The 26,895-nt window shown below is 37.9% G+C and carries 26 protein-coding genes and 3 tRNA genes; 3 read left to right on the plus strand and 26 right to left on the minus strand.

Going from position 1 to position 26,895, the window contains the following annotated elements:
• Positions 1 to 164: 164 nt before the first annotated feature.
• The 4 genes from H0173_RS17285 to H0173_RS17300 all read right to left on the minus strand — a co-directional run bounded on the left by H0173_RS17285 (position 165) and on the right by H0173_RS17300 (position 2,737).
• Positions 165 to 1,640, minus strand: coding sequence for a peptidoglycan DD-metalloendopeptidase family protein (locus tag H0173_RS17285; protein ID WP_221847762.1), 1,476 nt, complete (start codon positions 1,638 to 1,640; stop codon positions 165 to 167).
• A gap of 373 nt (positions 1,641 to 2,013) precedes the next feature.
• A tRNA-Phe gene (locus H0173_RS17290) sits at positions 2,014 to 2,086 on the minus strand.
• A 495-nt stretch (positions 2,087 to 2,581) separates the two neighbouring features.
• Positions 2,582 to 2,653: transfer RNA gene (locus tag H0173_RS17295), tRNA-Glu, on the minus strand.
• A gap of 8 nt (positions 2,654 to 2,661) precedes the next feature.
• Positions 2,662 to 2,737 (minus strand) — tRNA-Lys (locus H0173_RS17300).
• A 347-nt stretch (positions 2,738 to 3,084) separates the two neighbouring features.
• On the opposite strand from H0173_RS17300, the gene H0173_RS17305 reads away from it, so the two are divergent.
• Positions 3,085 to 3,411 (plus strand): hypothetical protein, encoded by a 327-nt coding sequence (locus H0173_RS17305; RefSeq protein WP_221847763.1) that lies wholly within the window; start codon positions 3,085 to 3,087, stop codon positions 3,409 to 3,411.
• Between the two features lie 95 nt (positions 3,412 to 3,506).
• Here H0173_RS17305 and H0173_RS17310 read toward each other — a convergent pair whose 3' ends face one another.
• From H0173_RS17310 to H0173_RS17350, 9 genes are all read right to left on the minus strand, one after another.
• Positions 3,507 to 4,799, minus strand: a complete 1,293-nt coding sequence (locus H0173_RS17310) for an adenylosuccinate synthase (RefSeq protein ID WP_221847764.1) — start codon at positions 4,797 to 4,799, stop codon at positions 3,507 to 3,509.
• Between the two features lie 193 nt (positions 4,800 to 4,992).
• The gene (dnaB, locus tag H0173_RS17315; protein WP_221847765.1) at positions 4,993 to 6,357 is read right to left on the minus strand and encodes a replicative DNA helicase; all 1,365 of its coding nucleotides are present in this window, start codon (positions 6,355 to 6,357) and stop codon (positions 4,993 to 4,995) included.
• Between the two features lie 222 nt (positions 6,358 to 6,579).
• Complete coding sequence (rplI, locus tag H0173_RS17320; protein WP_221847766.1) at positions 6,580 to 7,029, minus strand: 50S ribosomal protein L9; 450 nt, start codon at positions 7,027 to 7,029, stop codon at positions 6,580 to 6,582.
• A complete protein-coding gene (locus H0173_RS17325) occupies positions 7,026 to 8,999 on the minus strand; it encodes a DHH family phosphoesterase (RefSeq protein WP_221847767.1) in 1,974 nt (657 codons plus the stop codon). The genes rplI and H0173_RS17325 overlap by 4 nt, the downstream gene beginning before the upstream one ends.
• A gap of 56 nt (positions 9,000 to 9,055) precedes the next feature.
• Entirely contained in the window at positions 9,056 to 9,997 is a 942-nt protein-coding gene (locus H0173_RS17330; protein WP_221847768.1) for a YybS family protein, read from the minus strand.
• A gap of 210 nt (positions 9,998 to 10,207) precedes the next feature.
• Positions 10,208 to 11,014 (minus strand): phosphonate ABC transporter, permease protein PhnE, encoded by an 807-nt coding sequence (gene phnE / locus H0173_RS17335; protein WP_221847769.1) that lies wholly within the window; start codon positions 11,012 to 11,014, stop codon positions 10,208 to 10,210.
• 12 nt (positions 11,015 to 11,026) lie between these two features.
• Positions 11,027 to 11,830, minus strand: coding sequence for a phosphonate ABC transporter, permease protein PhnE (gene phnE, locus H0173_RS17340; protein ID WP_221847802.1), 804 nt, complete (start codon positions 11,828 to 11,830; stop codon positions 11,027 to 11,029).
• Positions 11,831 to 11,832: 2 nt separating this feature from the next.
• Positions 11,833 to 12,594 carry a phosphonate ABC transporter ATP-binding protein gene (gene phnC / locus H0173_RS17345; RefSeq protein ID WP_221847770.1) on the minus strand — a complete coding sequence of 254 codons (762 nt, stop codon included), beginning with the start codon at positions 12,592 to 12,594 and terminating at the stop codon, positions 11,833 to 11,835.
• Between the two features lie 66 nt (positions 12,595 to 12,660).
• A complete protein-coding gene (locus H0173_RS17350; RefSeq protein WP_221847771.1) occupies positions 12,661 to 13,716 on the minus strand; it encodes a phosphate/phosphite/phosphonate ABC transporter substrate-binding protein in 1,056 nt (351 codons plus the stop codon).
• Between the two features lie 141 nt (positions 13,717 to 13,857).
• Between H0173_RS17350 and H0173_RS17355 the strand changes: the two genes are divergently transcribed.
• Positions 13,858 to 15,396, plus strand: coding sequence for a bifunctional metallophosphatase/5'-nucleotidase (locus H0173_RS17355; protein ID WP_260631239.1), 1,539 nt, complete (start codon positions 13,858 to 13,860; stop codon positions 15,394 to 15,396).
• Positions 15,397 to 15,593: 197 nt separating this feature from the next.
• On the opposite strand, the gene rpsR is transcribed toward H0173_RS17355, so the two are convergent.
• The 8 genes from rpsR to H0173_RS17395 form a co-directional block, all read right to left on the minus strand.
• The gene (gene rpsR / locus H0173_RS17360) at positions 15,594 to 15,830 is read right to left on the minus strand and encodes a 30S ribosomal protein S18 (RefSeq protein ID WP_221847803.1); all 237 of its coding nucleotides are present in this window, start codon (positions 15,828 to 15,830) and stop codon (positions 15,594 to 15,596) included.
• Positions 15,831 to 15,884: 54 nt separating this feature from the next.
• Positions 15,885 to 16,400, minus strand: a complete 516-nt coding sequence (ssb, locus tag H0173_RS17365) for a single-stranded DNA-binding protein (protein WP_221847773.1) — start codon at positions 16,398 to 16,400, stop codon at positions 15,885 to 15,887.
• 64 nt (positions 16,401 to 16,464) lie between these two features.
• Positions 16,465 to 16,752: a 30S ribosomal protein S6 gene (gene rpsF, locus H0173_RS17370; RefSeq protein WP_221847804.1), complete on the minus strand. Its 288-nt coding sequence runs from the start codon at positions 16,750 to 16,752 to the stop codon at positions 16,465 to 16,467.
• Between the two features lie 135 nt (positions 16,753 to 16,887).
• On the minus strand, positions 16,888 to 17,778 hold the full coding sequence (locus H0173_RS17375; protein ID WP_221847774.1) for an ABC transporter permease: 891 nt from the start codon (positions 17,776 to 17,778) through the stop codon (positions 16,888 to 16,890).
• Positions 17,779 to 17,795: 17 nt separating this feature from the next.
• Positions 17,796 to 18,716 carry an ABC transporter permease subunit gene (locus tag H0173_RS17380; protein WP_221847775.1) on the minus strand — a complete coding sequence of 307 codons (921 nt, stop codon included), beginning with the start codon at positions 18,714 to 18,716 and terminating at the stop codon, positions 17,796 to 17,798.
• A 165-nt stretch (positions 18,717 to 18,881) separates the two neighbouring features.
• Positions 18,882 to 19,982 (minus strand): redox-regulated ATPase YchF, encoded by a 1,101-nt coding sequence (ychF, locus tag H0173_RS17385; protein WP_221847776.1) that lies wholly within the window; start codon positions 19,980 to 19,982, stop codon positions 18,882 to 18,884.
• Positions 19,983 to 20,225: 243 nt separating this feature from the next.
• A complete protein-coding gene (locus tag H0173_RS17390; protein WP_221847777.1) occupies positions 20,226 to 20,426 on the minus strand; it encodes a DUF951 domain-containing protein in 201 nt (66 codons plus the stop codon).
• Between the two features lie 2 nt (positions 20,427 to 20,428).
• The gene (locus H0173_RS17395; protein WP_221847805.1) at positions 20,429 to 21,274 is read right to left on the minus strand and encodes a mechanosensitive ion channel family protein; all 846 of its coding nucleotides are present in this window, start codon (positions 21,272 to 21,274) and stop codon (positions 20,429 to 20,431) included.
• 350 nt (positions 21,275 to 21,624) lie between these two features.
• Here H0173_RS17395 and yyaC point away from each other — a divergent pair, with 350 nt between their 5' ends.
• Positions 21,625 to 22,251 (plus strand): spore protease YyaC, encoded by a 627-nt coding sequence (yyaC, locus tag H0173_RS17400; RefSeq protein ID WP_221847778.1) that lies wholly within the window; start codon positions 21,625 to 21,627, stop codon positions 22,249 to 22,251.
• 30 nt (positions 22,252 to 22,281) lie between these two features.
• Here yyaC and H0173_RS17405 read toward each other — a convergent pair whose 3' ends face one another.
• The 5 genes from H0173_RS17405 to rsmG all read right to left on the minus strand — a co-directional run bounded on the left by H0173_RS17405 (position 22,282) and on the right by rsmG (position 26,883).
• The gene (locus H0173_RS17405) at positions 22,282 to 22,995 is read right to left on the minus strand and encodes a DUF554 domain-containing protein (RefSeq protein WP_221847779.1); all 714 of its coding nucleotides are present in this window, start codon (positions 22,993 to 22,995) and stop codon (positions 22,282 to 22,284) included.
• Positions 22,996 to 23,163: 168 nt separating this feature from the next.
• On the minus strand, positions 23,164 to 24,015 hold the full coding sequence (locus tag H0173_RS17410; RefSeq protein ID WP_221847780.1) for a ParB/RepB/Spo0J family partition protein: 852 nt from the start codon (positions 24,013 to 24,015) through the stop codon (positions 23,164 to 23,166).
• On the minus strand, positions 24,008 to 24,769 hold the full coding sequence (locus H0173_RS17415) for a ParA family protein (protein ID WP_221847781.1): 762 nt from the start codon (positions 24,767 to 24,769) through the stop codon (positions 24,008 to 24,010). The genes H0173_RS17410 and H0173_RS17415 overlap by 8 nt, the downstream gene beginning before the upstream one ends.
• Positions 24,770 to 25,087: 318 nt before the next feature.
• Positions 25,088 to 25,963, minus strand: a complete 876-nt coding sequence (gene noc / locus H0173_RS17420) for a nucleoid occlusion protein (protein WP_221847782.1) — start codon at positions 25,961 to 25,963, stop codon at positions 25,088 to 25,090.
• A 203-nt stretch (positions 25,964 to 26,166) separates the two neighbouring features.
• On the minus strand, positions 26,167 to 26,883 hold the full coding sequence (rsmG, locus tag H0173_RS17425) for a 16S rRNA (guanine(527)-N(7))-methyltransferase RsmG (protein ID WP_221847783.1): 717 nt from the start codon (positions 26,881 to 26,883) through the stop codon (positions 26,167 to 26,169).
• Positions 26,884 to 26,895 lie beyond the last annotated feature (12 nt).

A 26,895-nucleotide genomic window follows, 5' to 3' on the forward strand; every position in this document is an offset into this window, starting at 1 on the left:
AACATGTAATAAAAGTGAATTCATCTATTTAGAAAAAACACTATATAGAGCAGGATGTCTAAGGCAAGAATGGATAATAATCAAAAACCCGCCTATAAGTGGCAATTGTATCTAATCAACCAGAAAAGTCTCTAGCAGAGACTAGAGACTTTTTCTTGTATTTATTAACGAATATAATTTAGTGGATTTTGCAGGCTGCCGTTTTTATATATTTCAAAATGTAGATGAACCCCTGTAGAATCTCCAGTTGAGCCCATGACTCCAATTTTTGAACCTTTTGATACAACTTGCCCTGAGCTTACATTAATCGAAGATAGATGGGCATAAATTGTACGATAGCCATTCTGATGGTCAATGACAATTTTATTTCCAAAGCTGCCATCATATCCTGCTGACACAACAACTCCATTATCCGCTGCTTTAATCGTATGGTCACTTGGTCTGGCAATGTCGATTCCTTTATGCATTCTTCCCCAGCGATATCCTACATGACTGGAAACATATCCGCCAACTGCAGGCCAAATAAAGCTGCCATCACCACGAGATGGAATTACCTTTGTCCCTTTAATAACAATATGCTTAACAGGCTCTTGAAGGATTTCCTCACTCACTACTTCCTTCTTCACCACTTGGCCATTCTGAACAGAGACTCGATAGGTTGCAGCACGTTTTCCATCTTTACCTTCCTGCTGTACCTTTGTATCTCCTTTGAACATTTTGTCACTTTCTACTACTTCTTTTTCAAATGGAATAACTTCTTTCTTGAAGTATTCTTTATCAATAATAACCTGAACAAATGGCTTTAGTATTGTTACGTTTATTTCCTGGTCAATTTGCAGAACGGAATTCTCTGTTAGCCCAGGGTTAATGTCAAGAAGCTGGTTGATTTTCAGGTTATGAGCATGAGCAATTCCGCCTAGCACATCTCCATCTTTTACCTTATACTTTACTTCTTCTAATGAGCCCTTTTCCAAAAGCTTTACAGTATCCTCTACAGAAAGGATATTGACTGGCTCTGTTTTTTCAGTTTTAACTAAAACTTCTTTTGAAAGTTTAACGTCCAATATACGAGTTTCATCTTCCTTTAACGGAGGCAAAGTATTATTATCAGAAGCCTTTCTAGCTTCAATTGCAACTAACTCTTCTTCCGAAACGTAACGCAGTTTAAGTTTTTTAATAACTTCATTTGCTTGATTAGTATTTTGAACATATGCAACTGGCTTTCCATCAATAATGATTGCGGAAGCCTCAGCTTGAACCTTAACTTCTTTCATAACTTCCTCTGCCACTTCTGTGTTATTGGCCACTGAATTTGCACGGAACACTTGCTCAGGCACATATGTTACTTCAGAGTTTAAGGAAAGTTGTACATTTTCTTTTGCAGATTGTGCTTCTTTTAGTTTGGAATCAAGTAACCCTTCAATTACATTTTTATCTGTAACTGTTCCAATATATTGTTTATCTACGTAAACATAGTAAACAGTCGTTAGCTTATCTGTATCGGCATGTGCTGAAATTTCTGCAGCAAAAGAGATCGCAGCAACTGTTAGGAACGTTAATGCGGTCTTTTTAAATGCCTTTTTGAATTTATTATATGTATGTTTTTTTATCTTCGTGAAGTTAATTGTCGAATCTTGCATTGTTACATCCTCCTAGACTACGGCAACACACTTTCATATAGTGCTATGTAACTATTATTCTAAATTACTAAAAATTTTCACTTCTATACTTTACCATAAAATCCATCTAATAGACTATTTGACTTCATAATGTAACATAATTGTATAATTGATGACAATTAACTGCCAAAAGGTTTTAAAAATAAAAAAGGATTATGTCGAATTGGAGAGGATAAATAGGAAAGAAAGCTTATCATGACTAGGATTTTACTACTATTTTTGTAAAAAAGGAGGATAAAAACAGAGTTACATAGTTTTAAGGTTAGCACAGCCAAAATATTACAGTAATGTAACAAAAAAAGAGCATAACATAGGTCATACTCTTTTTAGAGGATGGCTCAGGACGGAATCGAACCGCCGACACAAGGATTTTCAGTCCTTTGCTCTACCGACTGAGCTACTGAGCCGTATATATTACTCGTTCCTAAACTTTGATTAGCCTAAGAACCTTTGTTCCAAAGTCCTTTGGTCTTTGTCACAGATTTAAAAATTTCCTATTCTTGGGTGGCTGATTCTCTGTAGGCAAATTTTTAAATCTGCTCTACCGACTGAGCTACTGAGCCGTATTTAGTATTGTTTTCTAAAATAGTTTGTAGTCATAAGGTGCTCCAAATCTCTTTGTGATTTGTCGCAGATTTTAAAGTTTGCTATTCAAGGAGGATTAGCTTCGTGGCTGCAAGCTTTAAAATCCTCTACCGACTGAGCTACTGAGCCGTATATAGTACAACATCCAGTAAGGAGGCCGTGCTTGCCAGCCGCTTACTGGATGTTGTTTGCCTTGTCTAGCTACGGTGCCTAACCCCTCTAGGTCATAAGCCCATCCCTATCAGAAGGAAAATGCACCTTCTGCCAGGGCTCGTCTTATGCTTGTCGGGGCTAAACAGGCACCTCCGCTTTTCGTATGACCCGTACGGGATTCGAACCCGTGTTACCGCCGTGAAAGGGCGGTGTCTTAACCGCTTGACCAACGGGCCTAAAAAAATGGTGAGCCATGAAGGACTCGAACCTTCGACCCTCTGATTAAAAGTCAGATGCTCTACCGACTGAGCTAATGGCTCGTATAAAAAAAAGATTCCTCGATACTATCTCTAGTCGTACTGTGCTCCAAAGTCCTGTAGGCTTTGTTGCAGATTTCAAAGTTTGCTATTCGAGGAAGAATAGCATTGTTGCTGCAAGCTTTAAAATCCTCTACCGACTGAGCTAATGGCTCGTATAAAATCTGTTCGTTTATGACGACGCTTTTTATAATATCATAGGGAGATAATATTTTGCAATGAATTTTTTTAAAAAAATTTTGTTTTTTAGCATTGAGATTTATTATATTAGCCAAATAGGCAGTTACCTCACTCCCATCCTCTATCTGCACATACACTAAAAATGTAACTATTGGAGGAGGGATTTTACAATGGAAAGACAATTTTTAGGCGGTATGCCTCCTGGCATGGGGTATGGCGGTTACCCTGGCTATGGTACGGGTTATGGGGGCTATCCGGGACACGGTGGTGGTTATGGAGGTTATCCGGGCTATGGTGCGGGTTATGGAGGCTATCCCGGCCATGGTGGCGGTTACGGAGGTTATCCGGGACATAGCGGCGGTATGACTGGATACCCGGGTTATGGGGGCGGCCATGGAGGCTATCCGGGACACAGCGGTTATCCAGGACATCAACAACCTGGATACGGAGGTTATCCATCCCTTCCACCTGGATATGGCGGACAGCCAAGAGACTAGAAATAATTTAATTTCGGGAATTTGTGAAAAAAAAAATTATAGGGAAAGGGGAATGGGAGTAGATCTCCATTTCCCTTTCCCTATTTGAATGATTATTAATTTTGTCGCCACGGGCTTCGAACAACATTTGTCTGAGTCCGATCTGGTCCTACAGAGAAAATGGATAACGGGATACCCGTTAATTGAGAAACTCGTTCAATATAATGTCTTGCGTTGGAAGGAAGCTCATCTAATGTTTTGCAGCCGGTAATATCCTCATGCCAGCCTGGTAGCTCCTCATATACAGGTTCACATTCTGCTAGAACCTTTAAGCTTGCTGGGAATTCTTCAATCACTTCTCCTTTATAGCGGTAAGCTACACAGATTTTTAGCGTTTCAATTCCCGTTAAAACATCAATTGAATTTAGTGAAAGATCTGTTAGACCGCTAACTCGCCTTGCATGACGCACAACCACACTGTCAAACCAGCCTACACGGCGTGGACGACCTGTCGTCGTACCATATTCCCGGCCAACTTCACGAATTTGATGCCCAATTTCATTTTCAAGCTCTGTTGGGAAAGGGCCATCTCCTACACGAGTCGTATAAGCCTTACATACCCCCACAACATGCTTAATCTTTGAAGGGCCAACTCCGGAACCAATCGTCACTCCACCAGCAACTGGGTTTGACGAAGTCACAAATGGATATGTTCCTTGGTCAATATCTAGCATGACCCCTTGGGCTCCTTCAAATAACACTCTTCGTCCTTCATCAAGTGCATCGTTCAAAACGACTGATGTATCACAAACATAATGTTTAATCTGCTGCCCATATTCATAGTATTCATCTAAAATCTCTTCTATTGTAAAACCTTGAATTTCATAAATTCGTTCAAATAAACGATTTTTTTCCTCGAGATTACGTGCAAGCTTTTCTTCAAAAACTTCCTTATCTAATAAATCAGCAATCCGAATTCCTATACGCGCTGCTTTGTCCATATAAGCAGGGCCGATTCCCTTTTTCGTTGTTCCTATTTTATTCGCGCCTTTTCGCTCTTCTTCGATTTCATCAAGTTTAAGATGATATGGAAGTATTACATGAGCACGGTTGCTAATTCGGAGGTTATCGGTCGCCACACCTCTTTCATGCAGGTAAGCAAGTTCCGTTACAAGTGCTTTTGGGTCAACAACCATCCCATTTCCAATGACACTGATTTTATCACGATAGAAAATCCCCGAAGGAATTAAATGCAGCTTATAGGTTTCACCATTAAACTTGATCGTATGGCCTGCATTATTTCCTCCTTGATAACGAGCAATCACTTCAGCGTTTTCTGATAGGAAGTCGGTAATTTTCCCTTTTCCTTCATCTCCCCATTGTGTCCCTACTACAACTACTGATGACATAAAATAAGCACCTCCGAATTTACAAATCACTTATTCCCGATTGTTCAAAGTCATTTTATCAATTTTTTTTGATAAAAGTCAAAAAACACGAACGTTTATATTAAAATATATATTATTGTTCGCAAAACTATGAAAATATGAAAATAAAAAAAGAACCAGTCATCCAAAACTGGTTCTCCCTAATTATATTTATCTATGCACCTGGAGGGATCGATGAGTCATCAAATCTTCGCTCTATGTTAACGAACTTATTATACTCTTTAACAAAAGCAAGCTGAACAGTACCAACAGGACCGTTACGCTGTTTCGCAATAATGATTTCGATGATATTTTTATTCTCAGATTCTTTATCATAATAATCATCACGATAAAGGAATGCTACAATATCGGCATCCTGCTCAATACTTCCAGATTCACGGATATCGGACATCATTGGTCTTTTATCTTGACGCTGTTCCACTCCACGGGAGAGCTGGGATAAGGCAATGACTGGAACCTGCAGCTCACGGGCTAGTTGTTTCAAGGAACGAGATATTTCAGATACTTCTTGTTGGCGGTTTTCTCCTGAACGCCCGCTTCCTAAGATTAACTGCAAATAATCGATCAGAATCATCCCGAGACCATGCTCCTGCTTTAAGCGGCGGCATTTTGATCGGATATCCGTAATCCGCACACCAGGTGTATCATCTATGAAGATACCTGCATTTGAGAGGCTTCCCATCGCCATCGTCAGCTTGCCCCAGTCCTCATCTGTCAGGGATCCTGTACGCAGTCTTTGAGCATCGATATTACCTTCTGCACAAAGCATACGCATGACAAGCTGCTCGGCACCCATCTCTAGACTAAAAATGGCTATATTCTCACCAGTCTTTGTCGCCACATTTTGCGCAATGTTTAAAGCAAAGGCTGTTTTCCCTACTGAAGGACGTGCCCCAACAATAATCAAGTCGTTGCGTTGAAATCCGGCCGTCATCTTATCAAGCTCGGTAAAACCAGTCTCAAGCCCTGTAATGTCGCCCTTCCGGTTATGCATGACTTCGATATTATCGTAAGTACGAACGAGGACATCTTTAATATTATGAAAAGCTCCCGCATTTTTCCTTTGGGAAACTTCAAGAATGCTCTTTTCTGCTTCTCCTAAGAGAACATCTACCTCATCTTCACGGGAATATCCATCGGTGGCTATTCCTGTTGCAGTACGAATCAAACGGCGAAGAAGGGACTTTTCCTCTACAATTTTTGCATAATATTCAATATTAGCCGCTGTAGGAACAGATCCGGCAAGCTCACTCAAATAGCTGACTCCGCCAGTGTCCTCTAGAAGCTTTGCAGCTGCAAGCTCTTCCGTCACCGTAATTAAGTCAACTGCTTTTCCCTGATCATTTAGCTTTAACATCACATTGAAAATCTTTTGATGTGCTGCTCTGTAAAAGTCCTCAGGAATCAAAATTTCAGAAGCTAAAGTGAGGGAAGATGGCTCTAGAAAAATAGCACCTAATACCGCCTGCTCCGCTTCTATGTTTTGTGGTGGAAGGCGATCGGCAAATAAATCACTCATCTATTCAAACCTCCTTTATTTTTGTCCAGAGGGAAATTGAAAAGCGCAAGCCACTGGAGCTAGACACTTCTCAAACTTCAAAACTTATATTAGAAACAAATTCATTTTGTTTATATTTTTAACTAGAATAAAGCTTAGAAAAAATGTGACCAGCAGAAACCGATCACATTTTTTCCAACTCTTCTATTTTATCATGTTTATGCGCAAATGGAACTTCCAAAATTAGTTTGCTTCTTTTACATGAACCTTTAATGTAGATGTCACTTCAGTGTGCAGTTTCACTGGAACATTTGTATAACCTAATGCACGAATAGCATCTGGTAGTTCAATTTTACGCTTATCAATTTTGATATTATGCGCTTTTTGCAGCTCTTCCGCAATTTGCTTACTAGTAATGGAGCCAAATAAACGGCCGCCTTCTCCAGCTTTAGTTGAGAATTCCAATGTAATTTTATCCATCGTTTCTTTAAGTTTCTTGGCTTCTGCTAATTCTTCTGCAGCCAGCTTTTCTTCTTTCTTCTTTTGCGCACTTAAAGTACTGATATTCGCTTGAGATGCCTCAACAGCAAAGCCCTGTTTAATAAGGAAATTTTGTGCGTACCCGTCAGCCACGTTTTTTACTTCACCTTTTTTGCCTTTTCCTTTAACATCTTTTAAGAAAATAACTTTCATTCCTTTTTTCTCCCTTCCATATATTCATCTATGGCAACATGCAGGCGTTCCTGTGCTTCATCTAATGATAGATCCGTTAGCTGTGTTGCCGCATTCGTTAAGTGCCCTCCGCCATTCAGACTTTCCATGATAACTTGAACATTGATATCCCCTAGCGACCTGGCACTAATGCCTACTATATTTTCAGATCGTTTCGAAATAACAAAAGAAGCGAGAACGCCATCCATTGTCAACAGAGTATCGGCAGTTTGTGCAATTAACACTTGATGAATTTCTTCATCTGTATTCCCTTTGGCAATTGCAACCCCTTCCCGATAAAAATAGACATTTTCAATTAATTTTGCCCGTTTAATAAAGGTTTCTACATCTTCCTTTAAAAACTTCTGCACAAGAACTGTGTCCGCGCCTAAAGAACGTAAATAGGATGCCGCATCAAAGGTTCTAGAGCCTGTTCTTAGGCTAAAGCTCTTTGTATCAACCGTTATACCTGCTAATAACGCTGTAGCCTCAAGCATTTCAACCTTTCCGTTTTTCGGCTGGTATTCGAGAAGCTCCGTTACGAGCTCTGCCGTTGAGGAAGCGTAAGGCTCCATATAAACAAGCAGCGGATTATGAATAAATTCTTCTGCACGGCGATGATGATCGATGACGACAACGTGGTCGATCTTTTGTATTAGCTTTTCCTCAATGACCATTGACGGCTTATGGGTGTCAACAATGACTAAAAGTGTATCATCTGTTGCCATTTCTAGAGCCTGTGCGGGGGTAATAAATTTCGTAAATAAGGATTCATTCTTTTGTATTTCAGCCATGAGCCTTTGAATGCCTGTGTCAATATCCTGAGGATTAATGACAATATATCCTTCACGCTGATTCATTTGAGCAATTTTCCGAATCCCAATAGCTGCCCCGATGGCATCCATATCCGGATTTTTATGCCCCATAATAATGACTTTATCACTTTCGGTAATTAACTCTTTCAAAGCATGAGCAATCACACGAGCACGAACTCTAGTCCGCTTTTCAACAGGATTGGTTTTTCCGCCATAGAACTTAACCTTTCCGTTCGTCTGCTTAATAGCAACCTGGTCCCCTCCACGTCCGAGAGCTAGATCCAGACTGGACTGTGCAAGTAAGCCAAGCTCAGGCAGAGAGGAAACCCCTGTCCCTACACCAATACTCAAAGTTAATGGCAGGTTTCTCTTTGCTGTTATTTCCCTAATATCATCTAGAATTGAAAATTTCCCTTTTTCAAGCTGGTGGAGAATTTGCTCATTAAAGACAGCAATAAATCGATCTGATGATACCCTTTTTAAGAAAACACCATTATCAGTAGCCCATTTATTTAAGATCGATGTGACAATGTTGTTAAGGCTGCTCCTCGTCTGATCCTCCATCCCTTGTGTCAGTTCATCATAATTATCCAAGAAGATAATGGATATAACGGTTCTTTCCTCTTGATACATCTTTTCAATTTCAGTTTGTTCTGTTACATCAAAAAAGTAAAGCAGGCGCTCTTCAAGCTTCAATATGACTCGAAGCTTACGATCATGAAGCGTAATTACTTCTGTTTCCACTTCTTGTTTTATTAAGGGAATCAGTAAATCCGCTACATCATAAAGTGATCTTCCAACTAGCGTATCTTCATCAAAGCAAGAGGCAAGAAAAGGATTTGTCCATTCAATATAATAATCATCATTGATGAGCATGATCCCAATTGGCATTTCCATTAATGCCTCTTCGCCGACTTTTTTCACCCTGTAGGACAAGGTTGATATGTATTCTTCTGTTTCCTTTCTGCGCAAATAATCGACCTTGAAGACAAAATAATAAGGAAAAACAACAAGAATAAATCCAATTAAACTAAATAACCAACTATAATACGCCAAACTAATGAGAAGCACCACTGTTATGCCCATCAACCCATACATTGGATAGCGGATCGAGCGCTTTTCTAAATATGATGGCATGTTTTCAGCTCCTACACAGTAGTGTTTAGAGCATGTCCATAAATTAGGACATACATTTATTCACTCTTTTCAAATCTTTTTCTTAATTCAAACCCTAAATCAATTATACCTAATATCCTTACAATAGAAAGAAAAATTGGAATCAGAAACGTAAAGACCATTATGAAAATTGGCACAGTCTTAGACATTCCTTTTTTATGACAGAAGAAAAAAACTAATGATAAACCTTGAAGTATTAATAGCAATTGAAGAAGGAAACCCAAATTGATTAGAGCCGTGTACCAGTAGCTGCCCACTTCAGGATTTAAGACGAATGAAGCTAACATTGCTAATAAATAATACCATAAAATACTTTTAGGTAGGACCATCTCCCTAAAAGGTTTCCAGCGCCCAATCTCGATTCCAAATCGCTTTACAATCGGGAATGAGACGAGTTCGATTAATAACACACCAAAGAGGGCAATTAAAACAAATAAACTTGGTGTTATTGTTTCTAGCAGCTGCAGCGATTGTTCAAATTGTTGAATTACTTTCTCCCCTGATCCTTGCCCAATCGACTCGATGAGGCTTCTTGACTGCTGCAGTGAATCTCTTAGCACATCAATTGAATCTTTAATAAAATTTATCTTAAAGAAGACAATAGAGGCAGCATATTGGATCAAAACAGTTGCAAGAAATACAAGAGTAGCAGAGATAAATGAACTAATTCTGCTTCTTTTCTCTTTAATAAATTGACCGATCACAATACCTGTCAGACCATATGTAAATGTCAGAGGAACGGCAAGTAGTGTACCAACAATCAAAGAAATCAAAATGGCTGCGATCAAAAATACGAAAGAAAACATTCGAGTATTCTTCGCTCCAAACAAAATAAATGGTACAGCCAAAAACAAATTACTGACTAATCCTAGAACTGGCACATACATCGTAATTAAAATTAATACGGCAAAGGCGGCCAGCAAAACAGCCCCTTCAGTCAGCTTATGTACATTTTTCATTTTTACACCTCTTTTAACAGAACACCCATAAGCTCTATTTTATCTAGTATTAAAGTCAGGTTCAACTAGGAATCAGAAGCTTTACGACCTGCTCTTTCACCGAAAAGCTTAGAAATGTGCTTTTTTCTATTATACATCACCATAAAAAATACCCCGCAAATCGTAGTATAGTGTCTACCATTTACGAGGTAATATTATACAAAGCAAGTTTTAACCTTTAACAATTTTATCGCGAACTTTATTCGAGATTAATTCAACAATTAAAATCAATACCATTAATCCAATTAAAATTGAGCCAACTTCAGACCATTTATAACCATTCATCGCAAAAATCAGCGGAGCACCAATACCGCCGGCACCAACTAATCCAAGGATGGCTGCGTCACGTAAATTCATATCATAACGGTAAATAACAACTGACACAAACATCGCTGATAACTGCGGAATAATACCGAAGCGGATTTTTTCAAAAGGTGTACATCCGATTGATTCAAGTGATTCGAGTATATTTACCTCTAAATCTTCAATGATATCAACAAAAAGCTTTGAAAGCATACCTATTGAAGTTAATGCCATTGTTAATACGCCGGCAAACGGCCCAGGACCAGTAACACGAATAAACATTAAACCGTATACAATTGCAGGAATGGTCCGAACAAAAATTAATAATAAGCGAACTAGAGAAGCAACTGGTTTTGGGACAATGTTAGATGCGGATAAAAAAGCAAGAGGAACAGCAAGAATTGCCCCTACAATGGTTCCTAAAAAGGCAATTGCCATTGTCTCTACTAATAAGTACGGAACCCCTTTAGCATTAAATGTAAAGAGCAGATCTGTATTAGGTGTTACAATTCCTCGTAGAATGTTCTTAGCGATCGCTACGCCATTACTAGTAAAATTGGACAAATCGACTGCGGTTAAAGACCACATGATAAAGGCAATTAAAATACATGCGGTGATCACATTTTGTACAGTACGCTTAGGTTCATTTAAGAGTTGTTTCTCAATTGTATTCATCGTGATCACCCCTTACATTAATTTCTTTCTGAAGTATTCGCTAATCGTTTCAATGATAAATACTGCTACTACAAGTAAAAGCAGAATCATTCCGACATTAGCATAATTTCGCCAGCCAAGGCTTTCGTTAAGCAGGAGACCGATACCACCCGCACCAACGTAACCTAAAATGGCAGCATAACGTACATTTCCCTCGAAACAAAAGATTGCATTAGAGAGATAGTTTGGCAGAATTTGCGGCAAAACAGCAAAACGGAATGCTGAAATATTTGTATGCCCCATTGAATGCATCGCCTCAAATGCCTTTAAATCTGCATTTTCAATTTGCTCATATAAAAGCTTTCCGACATAGGCAACGGTGAAAATGAAAATAGCTACCGTTCCAGCCATTGTTCCAATACCAAAAATAAATGTTGCGATTAATGCTGCAACTAGGGTAGGCAATGTACGTAATATGCTCAATATAAGTTTGCTCACTGCAACAACAGACTTATTTTTAATCATATTAGATGAGGCTAAATAGGCTAGTGGCAATGCGAAAACGGAGCCTAAAATAGAGCCTAATAAAGACATTTTAATTGTGTCAAAGAGTGGTTGCCAAAGTTTATTCAGATACTTCCAGTTCGGTGGAATCATATCACCGATAATGATCCCTAACTGTCCGATTCTTTTGAATAACACCTGCAAGTCAAAACCTGTTATTTGAATAGAATAATAAAAACAAATCAGCAAGCCTAAAATAATCCAGGGAGCCTTTGAACGTTTAAAAGTAACGGATTTTCCATTTGGTAACGTAACAGATTGAGCTTTAAAAATGTTCAATTAGCACTCAGCTCCTCTTCAAGCTTACCATTGTATATGTGCTCTAAGATTTCTTCCGTTACTTCACTTGCTGGTCCATCATATACAATTTCACCACTTCGAATTCCAACCACACGCGTTGCATATTCTAACGCTAAATCTACGTGATGAATATTTATGATAATGGTCATATTTAATTCTTTATTAATTCTTTGAAAGTCTGTCATTACTTGCTTTGCAGTGATCGGGTCGAGTGATGCAACAGGTTCATCTGCTAGTATAATGCTCGGCTTTTGCGCAAGGGTCCGCGCTAAAGCTACACGCTGCTGCTGACCGCCGGAAAGATGATCGACACGGGTAAATGCTTTATCCAAAATATTCATTCGATCAAGCGCTTCCAAAGCTTCGATTTTTTGTTGTTTTGTATATAAGCCCAGTATCTTTCTCCAAACAGGCATATCAGGGACAAATGATACAAGAACATTTTTTAACGAAGAAATACGATTAACGAGATTAAACGATTGGAAAATCATCCCGATTCCTCGGCGAAGCTTTCGAATCCCTGTTCCCCTTAACTTTGAAACCTCAACACCATTAACCATAAGAGAACCAGTCGAAATATCGTGCATCCGATTGATACAGCGAAGAAGAGTAGATTTTCCCGCTCCGGATAGCCCGATAACTGCAACATATTCCCCTTGTTCAATCGTTAAATTAATATCCTTTAACGCTACGTATCCATTGTCATATTTTTTGTTTACGTTTTGGAATTTTATCATGCAGAAATCCTACCTTTGCTGAAAAAAAGGGAACACTCAACATGTTCCCTCTTTATTTCATTGTATTTAGTTAGAACTTAGTTCTTGAACTAGCTTTTGAGCCTTACGCTCGTTATCGTAATCAGAGTCTTTTGCGATTTGATAACCATCATGGCTATAGATTGCAATGACTTCTTTACCTTTTTCTGAATTACCAATGTTGATGAACGCTTTTTGTAGAGCAGCTTTCAAATCATCATCCATAATGTCAGAGTTTTTGCTAACACTGATTGTATCGTTGTAAATAGCTGGCATTACACCAATTACATCTGTATCATCCCAGATAGAAGTTGAACGACCGAATTCAGTAGTCCATTTATCAGCAAAGTCAATACGAGCATCAGCATATGTTACTAGCACGTCTGTTTGACCTGAAGCTAGACGAGCAAATGCACTTCCGTATGAATCAGCTTGAACAACTTTAGACAAATCTGTAATTGTTTTTCCGTAGTTTTCATCTAACCATAGAGCTGGGTAAATATAACCAGCTGGAGAAGATGATGACATAACATTCCAGTTTACATTATTTAAATCTTCGAAAGTAAGCTCTCCACCGTTATTTACTTTTTCAGCTAGCGCTCTACCTTTTTCAGATGGACCAGCAATTAGTAGTGCACGGTAAGAGTTTGCTTGTTTATCAGACTTTTCTGTAGGCTTGTTTTTATTCCAATCAACTGGATTTTCAGAATCATTGTTTAGTCCAGCACGAGTTGCAGTTAAAATAACTTCAGCACCATCATCATATAGGACATATGTACCACCAGGAATTAAACCAATATCTGTTGTACCAGCAGATAATGCTTCCCCAACAGCTTCATAGTTTGTTCCAACTGTGATGTCAACTTCACCAACATCATAGCCTTGAGCTTTTAATTCTGTTTTTAATAGATCTTTAAGTGGCTCAGTTGCTGTGATAATCTCATCTGGATCACGAGATGGAACGAAAGCGATAGATAGTTTATCTAATTTCTTTCCAGTTGCATTGTCACTGCCTTTGTTATCTGATTTGCTCTCACTTGAACCACATGCAGCAAGAGAAAGGCTCATTAAAAGAACAAGCACTAATGTAAATATTTTTTTCATGACTAACCTCCTATTTTTTGCAATACTAGACTAGTATAAATTATTTTTGTTAAAATCGGAAATAAATATGTTAGTTTTTTGTTTTTTTTTTGTAAAAAATTATATAAAAAAAATTTAATGCATAAATTATTGAGGTGTACGATGAAGAAAATTTCTGTTTTAGTTACAAGTGATGTCCATGGATATATAATGCCAACTGACTTTTCAGGTGATACTGACCTGCCATTAGGATTAGGCAAAATGGCAACAGTCATTGAGGAAGAGAGAAAACGAAATAATATCCTGTTAATTGAAAATGGGGATTTCATTCAAGGAAGTCCTTTAACCTACTACGAACAAAGCTTTAAAAAAGGAACGAATAATTCAGTAATTCGTTTAGCCAATGCCATGGAATACGATTTAGCGGTATTTGGAAACCATGAATTTAACTATGGCTTGCCTGTGTTAAATAAAGTAGTGGAGGAATCTAATCATCCTTGGCTTGCTGCCAATATTAAACGGGAGGATGGAAGCTATTTCACTCGGCCCTATCTTATAAAAGAAATTGATGGTGTAACTATTGCGATAGTAGGTGTTACAACGCAGTTTGTTCCTATTTGGGAAGAGGCTGAAAGGATTGAGGGTCTAGTATTTGAGGATGCCTTTGATGCTGCTCAAAGAGAAGTGAAATGGTTACATGATAATCATCAAATTGATGTCATGATCATTGCTTATCATGGTGGATTTGAGTCAGATTTATCATCCGGAGAAGTGCTTGAAAACACTAGGGAAAATGTCGGTTATCAAATATGCAAAGAAATTGATGGTGTTGACGTTGTGGTTACTGGCCACCAACATCGTGAGCTTGCCCAGCATCTCTTCGGGAAGGCCATTGTGCAGCCTGGTACAAAAGGAGTATGTCTAGGGAAAATTGAACTGACAATCAATGATAGCGGGAAATTAGAGAAAACCGAACCTTCCCTTATTTATATGGATGATGTTCCATTAAATGAGACGATAAGTCAATTAATTGCGCCTATTCATAGTGAAACGGAGAAATGGCTGGATCAGAGTATCGGAAAAATAGAAGGAGATATGCTCATTGGCAGCACATTTGATGCTAGATTAAACGGGCATCCTTATGTTGAATTTATTAACGATATTCAGAATAAAGTAGGAGATACCTCCATTTCATGCATGGCAATTTTTAGTGATAAATGCCGTGGCTTTAACCCGGAAGTAACAATGCGGGATATCGTAACGAACTATATCTATCCAAACACATTAAAAGTTTTAGAAGTAAAAGGGAAATATATTATTGAAGCACTTGAGCAGTCAGCTACGTATTTTAAATTAGAAAATGGAAAACCAGTTATTTCAGAAGCTTTTCAAATACCTAAAGAACAGCCATATAACTATGATCTTTGGAGCGGCATCGATTATACCCTTGATTTACGTGAACCTGTTGGAAAACGTGTAGTCGAAGTAACTCACAACGGAGAACCATTACAGCTTGATGAAAAATATGCAGTAGTTATGAATAATTATAGAGCCACTGGTGCGGGGAATTTTGATTATTTTAAGGACTGTCCAGTTATTAAAGATATCCAAACCGATATGACAGAATTGATCGCTGATTATCTGATGAACCATGGAACTATTCAAGCTAAACCAATGAGCAATATGAAAATCCTATATTAAAACCAAAATGATTTTGCTATAAATATATTATATTTTTTCATTGTATTAGCGGGCCAAAAACATACAAGTTTTATGCATGACTTGTATGTTTTTAGCCCTTTTCTGTTTTAAAAATTTTGAGGAAAAATTGACATTAATAGTCTCATTAAAAGAAAAAAACACAACAAGAATCATCTTGTTGTGTTTTTAATCATTCATTATTCACCTGCAACATATGGCAGTAATGCCATTTGGCGTGCACGCTTAATAGCAACTGTTAATTTACGTTGGTATTTAGCGTTAGTACCAGTTACACGACGAGGTAAGATTTTACCGCGTTCAGAAATGAACTTTTTAAGAAGATCTACATCTTTGTAATCGATGTGAGTGATTCCGTTTGCTGTAAAGAAGCAAACTTTACGACGTTTTGCACGTCCGCCTCTACGTCCTCCCATTGCCATGGTTATTTCCCTCCTTTAATATTTATTAATACCGTTCAAATAATCATGTTAGAATGGCAGATCATCATCTGAAATGTCGATTTGACCACCGTCATTAGCAAATGGATCATTATCTACCCTTGTATAACCCTGATTATTTCTGTTGTATTGTTGTTGTTGATTCTGATTGTTGTTATTTCCAAATGGGAAATCCTGATCTCTTGGAGCGCTATAATTTGCACCTTCACCTCTAGAGCTAGAGCTATTCCGAGGCTCAAGGAATTGAACACTTTCTGCCAATACCTCTGTTACATATACACGCTTTCCATCTTGTCCATCATAGCTGCGAGTTTGAATTCTTCCATCAACACCAGCAAGGCTGCCTTTTTTCAGGAAGTTCGCTACATTTTCTGCAGGCTTTCTCCAAATTACACAGTTAATGAAGTCCGCTTCCCTTTCCCCCTGTTGATTCGTAAACGTACGGTTTACAGCAAGAGTAAATGAAGCGACCGCTACACCATTAGGGGTGTATCGTAGCTCAGGATCCTTTGTTAAACGTCCAACAAGAACAACGCGGTTCATCATCAGAATCAACTCCTTTCTTCCAAATGTTTCACATGGAACATTTTGGAGATTAAAAATTTATCTATTATTTCTCATCTTTAACAACGATATGACGGATGATGTCTTCGCTGATTTTCGCTAAACGAGAGAACTCGTCAACAGCTGGAGTTTCAGCGTTAACATGGATTAATTGGTAGTAACCATCGCGGAAATCATTGATTTCGTAAGCAAGACGGCGCTTACCCCAATCCTTTGTTTCAGTCAATTCCGCACCATTTTCAGTTAAGATTGAGTTAAAACGCTCAACTAGAGCCTTTTTAGCTTCATCTTCAATGTTTGGGCGGATGATGTACATAATTTCGTACTTTCTCATCACTTTTACACCTCCTTTTGGTCTAAGCGGCCCTTACATAAGGGCAAGGAGCAATTGTTCATTACTCACAAGATGAAAGTATAGCATAAAGTAACTGTTTTTGCAATGTGCGATATGTTAATCAAAAACCAATTACTACTGAAGATGCCGATTAAAATGCTGCCTTATCCCTTCCCCAAGCAGATTAAACGTTAAAGTTGATACCACAATCGCTAGCATTGGATAGAAAGGAATCCAGAAAGCGGTCATCAAATCCCTCCGCGCCTCTCGAATCAGTGTTGACCAATCAAAGCTTTTATTCACAAACTCACTTGCCCCCGCCGCTTGCTGCACAAGCTCCTGTGAAAGAAAGATGTTAATTATAGCTAATTGACCAATCAGTATTGAAACACGTCCTGCATCAATGAAGAAATTTACAATGATGCTCGGAAAAAGGTTTGGAAGGTAATAAGATGTCATCATTTTTAACGGGCTAACTCCAACAGTAATCCCCGCTTCAATATATGTTTTTTTAGAAATGTAGTTAGCTTCCTGTTGAATGATTAAGCTAACTCTTCCTACTTCTATGAGTGCGATAATAATAATGGTCAAATAAAATCGATGTTCATGTAAAAGCAAGAAAGGTAAAGTAAGGGCCAATGCAATGGTAAAAATAATTGGGAAACTAGAAAACACTTGATTCCACCACTTAATCAACCATGAAATGAACCCTTTATTTCTCATTCCAAGAAGGCCTAAAGGGATTGATACGATATATCGAATAATGACAATCGAAAAAATGAGGGTAAACGTATCCTTTGCTCCTATGACTAATAGACTTAATAAATCTCGCCCATCTCGGTCAGAACCGAGTGGAAATTTTTCTGATGGAGGAAAGGGGGCTGAAATAATTTTACCTGGACCTGGGAAAATAACCCGTTCTGCCTTTAATTCAGTATCGACGAAAGGGAGATACGGCCCAAAAAATGTGAAAAACGCTAAAATTCCTGCCATTAATATACCTATAAATAAATAATAGTTTCGCAAAAGTATTTCCCCTTTTTTTATGGAATTCGGAAGCTTTTCTTTATGAGAGCTCCTAATAATTGAGCCATTACGACAAGTAGCAGAAAACATAAGCCAATTCCGATAATAACGCCAGGTTCCATACTGCGGAATGACCTCATCGTGACATTTAAGCTAAAACCGAGAGCTGTGAACAAGCGATAAGCCATTCCCTCATAGCCAATTAAATACTCAACAATCATTAAACTAGATAATAGATGGACCATAAGAGAAGTCATGTGAGCCGAAATGGTATTTAGACAATTACGGAAAATATGCTTATTCACTACTTTTGACATTGGAAACCCTTTTGACTTTGCAACTTGAATATAATATTGTCCATCTTCATTTGATAGAGCCGTAGAAGTAATTCGGGCCATATACATCATAGGATAAATGGAAACAAGAAGGGCTGGAACTATAAACCCATACCAATTTGATTGGCTAAAGAGACGTAAGGACGGAACTGCAAAGATTACGAGCCATTGAAGACAAACGACCAAGAAAAAATCTGGAATAGATTGCAAAAGCCAAGTCAAACCATTACCAATTACATTTGTCTTTTTGTCCCTATTTCGATAATCAAATATCCCTTTTCCTACTCCTATTAGAATGCTGAGAATGAAAGCCGGAATAACAAGTTTCAAGCTTTTTGGGAAAAATCTCTTTAGTTCATCCTCAACAGTTAATGTTTCAAAGCGAGTACCTCCCAAGCTTTTATCATTCCATACATTTTGGAGGTATTGAACGATATTATCTTTGTATTCATGGAAATAAAACTGATACTCTATATTTATTGTCGCTGCTCTTCCAACAGCAGAAACGGTTGGGTTTCTTGGAAACATGACAACTAATAGCAATCCAGCAACAATAATTGCATAAAACAATAGATTTTTAATCAGTATTCTAGTTACATTCATAGAAGATTTTCCTCTCCTTTTACTATTTTTATCCAATTATATCAAATTAATTACAAATTTTCTATTAATTTGATATATTCGTAATATACTTGCAATATCATTACCCTTTTATCCTTATTTAAGAGACAAAAAAACACTGCAGATCTTACTCTGCAGTGTTTCCTTTTATACGTTAAAACGGAAGTGAATAACATCTCCGTCTTGTACTATATACTCTTTTCCTTCTAAGCGAACCTTACCAGCTTCACGAGCTGCAACCATATTTCCACCAGCTAAAAGGTCATCATAAGAGACTGTTTCTGCTCTGATAAAACCTCGTTCAAAATCAGAATGAATAACTCCTGCACATTGTGGTGCTTTCATCCCTTTCTTAAATGTCCATGCGCGTACTTCCTGTACACCAGCGGTAAAATAAGTCGCTAAGCCTAGAAGGCTATAAGCTGAACGAATTAACTGATCAAGACCAGACTCCTCAATCCCTAGCTCTTGAAGGAACATTTCCTTTTCTTCTCCTTCAAGCTCCGCAATTTCCGATTCAATCTTTGCACAGATTACAATAACTTCAGCATTATCATTTTTTGCAAATTCTTTTACCTGCTGAACATATTCATTAGCATCTGGATTGGCAACATCGTCTTCACCAACGTTTGCCACATAAAGAACAGGCTTGATCGTTAATAAATGAAGTCCCTTTGCCACCTTCATTTGCTCTTCAGTAAACTCAACTGTTCGGGCAGGCTTGTCCGCTTCGAAAGCATCTTTTAACATTTCTAGAATTTCCATTTCAAACATGGATTCTTTATCTTTTTGTTTGGCCATTTTACCTACACGGGCAATACGCTTCTCCACTGATTCTAGATCAGCTAAAATTAATTCTAAGTTAATCGTTTCAATATCGGAAATAGGATCAACCTTACCTGCCACGTGTGTAATATTATCATCTGCAAAGCAGCGGACTACCTGGCAGATCGCATCTACTTCACGGATATGAGATAGGAACTTATTCCCTAAGCCTTCACCTTTACTCGCACCCTTAACAATTCCGGCAATATCTGTAAATTCAAAGGTTGTTGGAACTGTTTTCTTTGGCTGAACAAGCTCCGTTAATTTATTTAAGCGGATGTCAGGAACCTCTACAATCCCTACATTCGGATCAATCGTACAAAATGGGTAGTTTGCTGACTCTGCTCCCGCTTGGGTAATAGCGTTAAATAATGTTGACTTTCCAACATTCGGCAAACCTACAATACCAGCTGTTAATGCCATCCAAGTCACTCCTCAAATGAATAAAATATCTATTAAAAATCATTTACTATCAACACAATGAAGTCCCTCACAATTATAGAGATTTACAAAGAAAAGCGCAAGCGCCTCATTAGCGCAGTATGAACTGTCCTTATCCCCGTAACTGAACTCCCATGTACGCGTTTTTCGATCAGCCCCTACTAAAACCCGCACATTGAAACGCCCCATAGACAAAAAAAACGCAAGCCTCATAGCCGCGCTTTCTCATTCTTCCTCATGCTTAACGAGAATCTTTTTGATCTTTCTTGAAAATTCTCTTCGTGGAATTAATACACTATGGGAGCAGCCTTCACATTTAATTCGAATATCTGCTCCCATGCGGATAATTTTCCAGCGGTTTGTTCCGCAAGGATGCTGTTTTTTCATTTCGACAATATCATTTAAATTAAATTCCTTTTGTTCCACTATTAGCCCCCCATTTCTTTTTTTGTTTTCTTAAGCTCCTCTTCATTTCTCGAATACATGACAAGACGAGGAAACGGAACATCGACGCCATTCGCCTCCAAGCACTGCTTAATTTCTTTTCTTAATTGACGCGCAATATAGGAATGTTTCATAGGCAATGTTTCAGAGGTAACCCTGATGGTGACATTGGAGACGTCCAATGTTTGCACGCCTAGAATTTCAGGCGTTTTTACCATTTCTGCATACTTTTCCGGTAGTTTTTCCATTAGCTCCTGAAGGACCTTTTCCGCTTTGTTGATATCACTTTCATAAGCAATCACAACATCTACGACTGCCACACTATTATTTAAAGAAAAATTAGTTACTTGGTTAATTGTACCGTTTGGGAGAATATGAACTTCGCCCGTCCAATTTTTAATTTTAGTTGTCCGAAGTCCTATTTCCTCAACGGTTCCTGTAAATTGACCAACTTGGATATAATCTCCTACTGAAAACTGATCCTCAAAAATGATAAAAAATCCTGTTATGATATCCCGGACTAAGTTTTGGGCACCAAAGCCAACAGCTAAACCAACAATCCCCGCTCCCGCTAACAATGCCTTCACATCAATCGTTAATGTTTCTAAAATCATGATTAAAGCAAAGAAAAATGAGACATATGTAAGAATATTAACGAGCAATTTCAGTAAGGTTGCTTCACGGCGTTCTGAAATCCGAATAAGAGAACTGCTGTGATTCCTTAATTTGAAAATCCGATGAATTACCGTTTTTCCAATTTTTATAAAAACACTTGTCAAAATAATAATAAAAATGATCTTTATTGCCCCTTCTCCAATATCCATCCACATTTGTTCATTAGAGAATTCCGCGATTTTCTTATTAATAAATGTTTCAATGTGTTTTATCTTTTTCACCTTCTTCAAGGTTTATTTAAGTTATGGCATCTATTTGGGGCAAGCCAAACATAGATTTAGAGTAACAGAAATAAAATAAGTTACGGCAAATTTATTTTAACAATTTATCCCCTAATTTTGTACCCCTCCACAGCAGGATTTAACCCTATTCCTGTTGTTATGTATAGATTATTAAAATTTTCCGTATACTGTTACTACTCAGAAAAGCATTATACCCTTCTCTGCAAGGAAGTCTCGTATTAATTCATTTTTAATTTCCTGTTTCGACAAAAGGAGTGGAACCAATGAATTTTAAATCACAGCTATTCGAAAAAAAAAGCAATCCTTCAAGGATTATGCATGATGAAGTAAATGCTTCTCATCAGCTCGCCATGCAAATTAATGAATTATTGCCGGCAGGCTTTAAAAACCGTCCAATTGTGTTTGTTTGTATCGGAACTGACCGGTCAACAGGAGATTCATTGGGGCCACTTGTTGGAACACTTCTAGAAGAAAAAAAGCTGTCCTCCTTTTTTGTATACGGAACGTTAGAAAATCCGATTCATGCTGTCAATATGGCAGACAAATTAGAGGAAATCAATAAAAGGCACTTTAATCCTTTTATTATTGGCATCGATGCCTGCTTAGGGCGATTGAAAAGTGTTGGTGTCATTCAGGTTGGTGATGGCCCGGTGAAGCCGGGTGCCGGTGTAAATAAAGAGCTTCCTGACGTAGGTCACATGCATATAACCGGAATTGTCAATGTGAGCGGATTTATGGAGTTTTTCGTCCTGCAGAATACAAGACTTCACCTTGTACTGAATATGGCAAAAACGATCGCTAATGGAATATATAAAGCCAACTTGCTCTACAAACCTGGACATGAGCTATCCAAATTGGAGCTGGACGCAGAACAAGAACAAGTAAGATAAGGAGAGGAAGCGATTTCCTCTCCTTTTCAATTAGAATACTAATTGATAATAATAAATAATTGTGACAATCAAGCCTACAACAACAATACCTGGAAGAAGATTAGCAACACGGATTTTTATAATCCCAGAAAGATTTAATCCGATGGCAAAAATCATCACTCCTCCGGTAGCTGTCATTTCTTTTATAAAGCTATCCATCAGGACAGGTGGAACAAATTGATCAATTTGAGTAGCAAACAGCGCAATTAACCCTTGATAAACCATAACAGGAATAGCTGAAAAAATAACGCCGATTCCTAAAGTAGTTGTTAATATAAGTGCTGTAAATCCATCAATAATCGATTTTGTATAAAGCACATCATGGTCCCCTCTAATACCGCTATCTAGAGCGCCAATGATGGCCATTGCCCCAATAACAAAAATAAGTGTGGCTGTAACAAATCCTTGTGAGATGCTGCCTTGTCCGTTTGAACCAATCCTTCTTTCTAACCAATCCCCAAGGGCATTAAGCTTGTTTTCTAGAGCAAAATATTCTCCAATAACAGCCCCAAATACAAGGCTGATAATGACCACTAAGAAATTTTCTCCTTTAAAAGCCATTTGAAGGCCTAAAACCATAACAGCCAATCCAATGGCATGCATAACCGTCCCCTTCATATTTTCTGGGATTCGGTGAAGCAATTTGCCTAATAGTGTGCCGACTATTATCAATAATCCATTTACGAGAGTACCTAGTAGAAACATCATTTTCACCTATTTTAGTTAAAATTTCGATATACGAATGAATTTATAGATACACTACCATGAAGAATAGAGCGATGACAATCTTTTTTTAAAATTTCGTTAATTTATCATTTTAGACGACTTAAACAAAATTCATGATCTAAAAAAATAAACCATCTTAATGATGGCTTAAGAGGAATACTTATTTGACTCTAGCAATTCTAAAATTCGGTCTAAATCGTCTTTAGAAAAGAATTCTATTTCTATTTTCCCTTTATTATTTAATTGTTTAATATGAACGGTTGTGCCAAATCTTTCTCGTAAAAATGATTCCTGCTCCCGAATGAAAACATCCTTCTTAAGAACGGGCTTCTTTGTTTCACGTGGAACATTATTAAGCTGCTGAATTAATTGTTCTAGTTGACGGACATTTAAGTTGTCTTTCATCGTTTTCTCAACTAAAGCTATCAGCTTGTCTTTATTTCTTAACCCTAATAGAGCACGTCCATGCCCCATCGATATTTTTCCATCAGAGATTAGTGCCTGTATTTTTGGCGGCAAAGAAAGTAAACGAATATGATTTGCGATATGTGGACGGCTTTTTCCGAGACGCTTTGCCAGTTCTTCCTGGGTAATTTTTAATTTTTCCATCAGAAGCTGGTAAGCGGCACCTTCCTCAATGGGCGTTAAATCCTCACGCTGCAGATTTTCTAATACAGCTAATTCCATCATCTGCTGTTCAGTTAATTCTCTTACAACAACTGGAACTGTTTCGAGCTTGGCTGCTTTTGCTGCGCGATATCGTCTTTCTCCAACAACAATTTCATACCCTTTTAAACTTTTCCGTGCAATGATTGGCTGTAGAATTCCATGCTCAAGAATAGATTGAGTTAACTCTTCAATTGCTTCCTTCTCAAATATTTTTCGTGGTTGATAAGGATTAGGCCGCAGCTCTTTTAAATTTATTTCCCTTACGGATTCCTCTTTGGTTTCCATGTTTGAAAAAAAAGCATTAAGCCCCTTCCCTAAACCTTTAGCCATTCGAAACCACTTCCTTTGCTAAATCTAAATACACCTCGGCACCGCGGGATTTAGGATCATACGTAATAATAGGCTCACCATGACTTGGCGCTTCACTAAGCCGGATATTTCTCGGAATAATGGTTTGGTATACTTTATCCTGAAAGTATTTCTTAACCTCTTCGATCACTTGAATTCCCAGATTTGTTCGGGCATCAAGCATTGTGAGTAATACACCTTCTATTTTTAAATCATGATTTAAATGTTTTTGAACGAGGCGGACTGTGTTAAGTAGCTGGCTAAGTCCTTCAAGAGCGTAATATTCACATTGTACAGGAATAATTACAGCATCAGATGCTGTTAATGAATTTAACGTTAGTAAGCCAAGGGATGGCGGACAATCAATAATAATATAGTCAAAATTCTCTTTGACTTCCTCTAAAGCCCGTTTTAGGCGGACTTCTCTTGAAATCGTCGGCACTAATTCGATTTCTGCTCCAGCTAGTTGAATCGTTGCAGGAATAGCATATAAATTCTCAACGGAAGTCGGACGAATCACCTTTACTGCCTCAACATCATCTACCAGCATATCATAAATACATTGATTAACATCCGCTTTTTCTATTCCTACCCCACTTGTTGCATTTCCTTGAGGATCAATATCTACAAGCAGTACTTTTTTCCCTATGTATGCTAAACATGCACCAAGATTTACAGAAGTAGTTGTCTTTCCTACCCCGCCTTTTTGGTTTGCAATCGCAATTACTTTGCCCACGATATCACCTACTTTCTTCTACAAATCATTTTATTTTAAACTATCAGGCAATTTAATTGTTAAAATACTGACAAACTATTATTAAAGCAATCATGTATTCTATTTTACCATGAAATAGTCAAGAGAATAAATTTAATTACTAAAATGTTAACCTTCAATTATTCGAGTAAGGTAAAGTAAAACCGTCTGTTAATTTGCGATTAAGGGGAGGACAAAATGATTAGGGGGAACTCCTAAAAGTTGAATTTTGGCAAAAAAAAAGAGAAATCAAACATGACTCGACTGTTTAATTTCTCATTGACCTCTATTTATATGAAGTTATTTCTTCTTTGGAATTTTAATCGTAATTTGATAGAAATCATCAAACTCTTCTTCTTGCGAATCTAAATTAATGCCACTATCGGAAACCATTGATAAGGATTGACGGATCGTATTAACAGCAATTCGCATATCCTTGCTGAAGGCTTTCCTTTTCGGCTTTGGCCTTGCATTATTTTGCTCTAAAAGACGAACAACTCGGTCTTCAGTTTGCTTTACATTAAGATTTTTTTCAATAATTTCTGTTAGCAGCTTTACTTGCTTTTCAGGGTCTTTCAGCGGAATGAGTGACCTTGCATGGCGCTCTGTAATCGCCTTGCATAATAAAGCATCCTGAACTTCTTGCGGCAGCTTTAATAGCCGAAGCTTGTTCGCGACGGTTGATTGCCCTTTCCCTAGACGTTGAGCTAACGCTTCCTGGGTTAAATTATGTAACTCTAATAGCTTCCCGTATGCTATTGCTTCTTCAATTGGAGATAATTCTTCTCTTTGCAGATTTTCAATTAATGCAACTGAGGCTGTTTCAGTATCATTTAAATTTTTGATAATAGCAGGAACTTCCTCCCAGCCAAGCTTTTTCATTGCCCGCCATCTGCGTTCACCTGCGATAATTTCAAACTGACCATTTTCAAATTCACGAACGACAATAGGCTGAATAATCCCATGCGTATGAATCGTACGAGACAGCTCTTCAATTCTATCTTCATCAAATACCGTTCTCGGCTGAAAACGGTTAGGAACAATATGATCAATGGGGATTTTCTTAATTTCCTCATGCTCCCCCATTTTCTCAATATCAATTTCTTCCTGTTTTTCTAATTCAACTTGGTCTCCCTTTTCGCCTAGGCCAAAAAAGCGTGAAAAAGAATGCTTCATCACCCTGCACCACCTTTACGAAACTCCCTATTACATATTCTCTATAAAATTGACAAGTCCTGCCGAATATCAGCAATAATTAAGTTTTTCAATGAAAGTTATCTATTATTACATTTATTTTTCTACAGCATACACATATAAGGCTTTGTCTTTATGAGAAACAATTATAATAATTATGCCATAATTTTTTAAAAAGTGTAATCCTATTCGATAGGAGTCTTGTTCGGAGTACCAGGTTTTCTTGGGTACTTTTTAGGTGTAGCCTTTTCTTTTTCTATGATTAATATATTCCGTTCACTATCTTCTTGAGGGAGTGTAAAAGAAAATGACTGCTGCAGTTTTCCGCCCAAAATGGTAATGGCTTTCTTCCCAACATCTAATTCTTCTCCAGCACTAGCGCCCTTCATAGCAATAAAGGTACCGCCAACCTTAACAAGCGGCATACAAAGCTCACTGAGTACAGATAATCTCGCCACCGCTCGAGCCGTCACGACATCATATGCTTCACGATGCTCTTTCTTCTGGCCAAATGTTTCTGCACGGTCATGAATTAATTGGACATTCTCTAAACCAAGCTCCTTCGATAAATGCTCTAAAAAGCCAATTCGCTTATTAAGAGAGTCAACGATCGTTACCTTTATTTCCGGAAAAGCAATTTTAATTGGAAGACTTGGAAAACCCGCTCCTGCCCCTACATCGCAAATATGTAATGGCCTGTTAAAATCAAAATAAAATGCAGCGGTAATTGAATCATAAAAATGCTTTAAATAGACCTCAGGCTTGTCCGTTATCGCCGTAAGGTTCATTTTCTCATTCCATTCCACTAATAAAGAATAATATGTCTCATATTGATCTAATTGCTTTGGCGAAAGGGATATTCCCTTCGCCAAAAGCGCATCTTTAAATTGTTCTATATTCATTCGCTATTCCTT

The organism is Bacillus sp. S/N-304-OC-R1, assembly GCF_019749375.1.
Taxonomy (GTDB): Bacteria; Bacillota; Bacilli; order Bacillales; family Cytobacillaceae; genus Cytobacillus.

Bases quoted from the DNA above. Each gene is read 5' to 3' on its own strand.
- H0173_RS17285 (WP_221847762.1), bottom strand. From the start codon at position 1,640: ATGCAAGATTCGACAATTAACTTCACGAAGATAAAAAAACATACATAT.
- H0173_RS17350 (WP_221847771.1), bottom strand. From the start codon at position 13,716: ATGAAAAAAATATTTACATTAGTGCTTGTTCTTTTAATGAGCCTTTCT.
- dnaB (WP_221847765.1), bottom strand. From the start codon at position 6,357: ATGAGTGATTTATTTGCCGATCGCCTTCCACCACAAAACATAGAAGCG.
- phnE (WP_221847769.1), bottom strand. From the start codon at position 11,014: ATGAATACAATTGAGAAACAACTCTTAAATGAACCTAAGCGTACTGTA.
- H0173_RS17310 (WP_221847764.1), bottom strand. From the start codon at position 4,799: ATGTCATCAGTAGTTGTAGTAGGGACACAATGGGGAGATGAAGGAAAA.
- rplI (WP_221847766.1), bottom strand. From the start codon at position 7,029: ATGAAAGTTATTTTCTTAAAAGATGTTAAAGGAAAAGGCAAAAAAGGT.
- H0173_RS17330 (WP_221847768.1), bottom strand. From the start codon at position 9,997: ATGAAAAATGTACATAAGCTGACTGAAGGGGCTGTTTTGCTGGCCGCC.
- H0173_RS17395 (WP_221847805.1), bottom strand. From the start codon at position 21,274: ATGTGGATGGATATTGGAGAAGGGGCAATAAAGATCATTTTTATTATT.
- rsmG (WP_221847783.1), bottom strand. From the start codon at position 26,883: ATGAATATAGAACAATTTAAAGATGCGCTTTTGGCGAAGGGAATATCC.
- H0173_RS17325 (WP_221847767.1), bottom strand. From the start codon at position 8,999: ATGCCATCATATTTAGAAAAGCGCTCGATCCGCTATCCAATGTATGGG.
- H0173_RS17305 (WP_221847763.1), top strand. From the start codon at position 3,085: ATGGAAAGACAATTTTTAGGCGGTATGCCTCCTGGCATGGGGTATGGC.
- phnC (WP_221847770.1), bottom strand. From the start codon at position 12,594: ATGATAAAATTCCAAAACGTAAACAAAAAATATGACAATGGATACGTA.
- H0173_RS17380 (WP_221847775.1), bottom strand. From the start codon at position 18,716: ATGAATGTAACTAGAATACTGATTAAAAATCTATTGTTTTATGCAATT.
- rpsR (WP_221847803.1), bottom strand. From the start codon at position 15,830: ATGGGAGGACGTAGAGGCGGACGTGCAAAACGTCGTAAAGTTTGCTTC.
- H0173_RS17405 (WP_221847779.1), bottom strand. From the start codon at position 22,995: ATGTTTCTACTAGGTACTCTCGTAAATGGATTATTGATAATAGTCGGC.
- noc (WP_221847782.1), bottom strand. From the start codon at position 25,963: ATGAAGCATTCTTTTTCACGCTTTTTTGGCCTAGGCGAAAAGGGAGAC.
- yyaC (WP_221847778.1), top strand. From the start codon at position 21,625: ATGAATTTTAAATCACAGCTATTCGAAAAAAAAAGCAATCCTTCAAGG.
- ssb (WP_221847773.1), bottom strand. From the start codon at position 16,400: ATGATGAACCGCGTTGTTCTTGTTGGACGTTTAACAAAGGATCCTGAG.
- H0173_RS17355 (WP_260631239.1), top strand. From the start codon at position 13,858: ATGAAGAAAATTTCTGTTTTAGTTACAAGTGATGTCCATGGATATATA.
- rpsF (WP_221847804.1), bottom strand. From the start codon at position 16,752: ATGAGAAAGTACGAAATTATGTACATCATCCGCCCAAACATTGAAGAT.
- H0173_RS17410 (WP_221847780.1), bottom strand. From the start codon at position 24,015: ATGGCTAAAGGTTTAGGGAAGGGGCTTAATGCTTTTTTTTCAAACATG.
- ychF (WP_221847776.1), bottom strand. From the start codon at position 19,982: ATGGCATTAACAGCTGGTATTGTAGGTTTGCCGAATGTTGGAAAGTCA.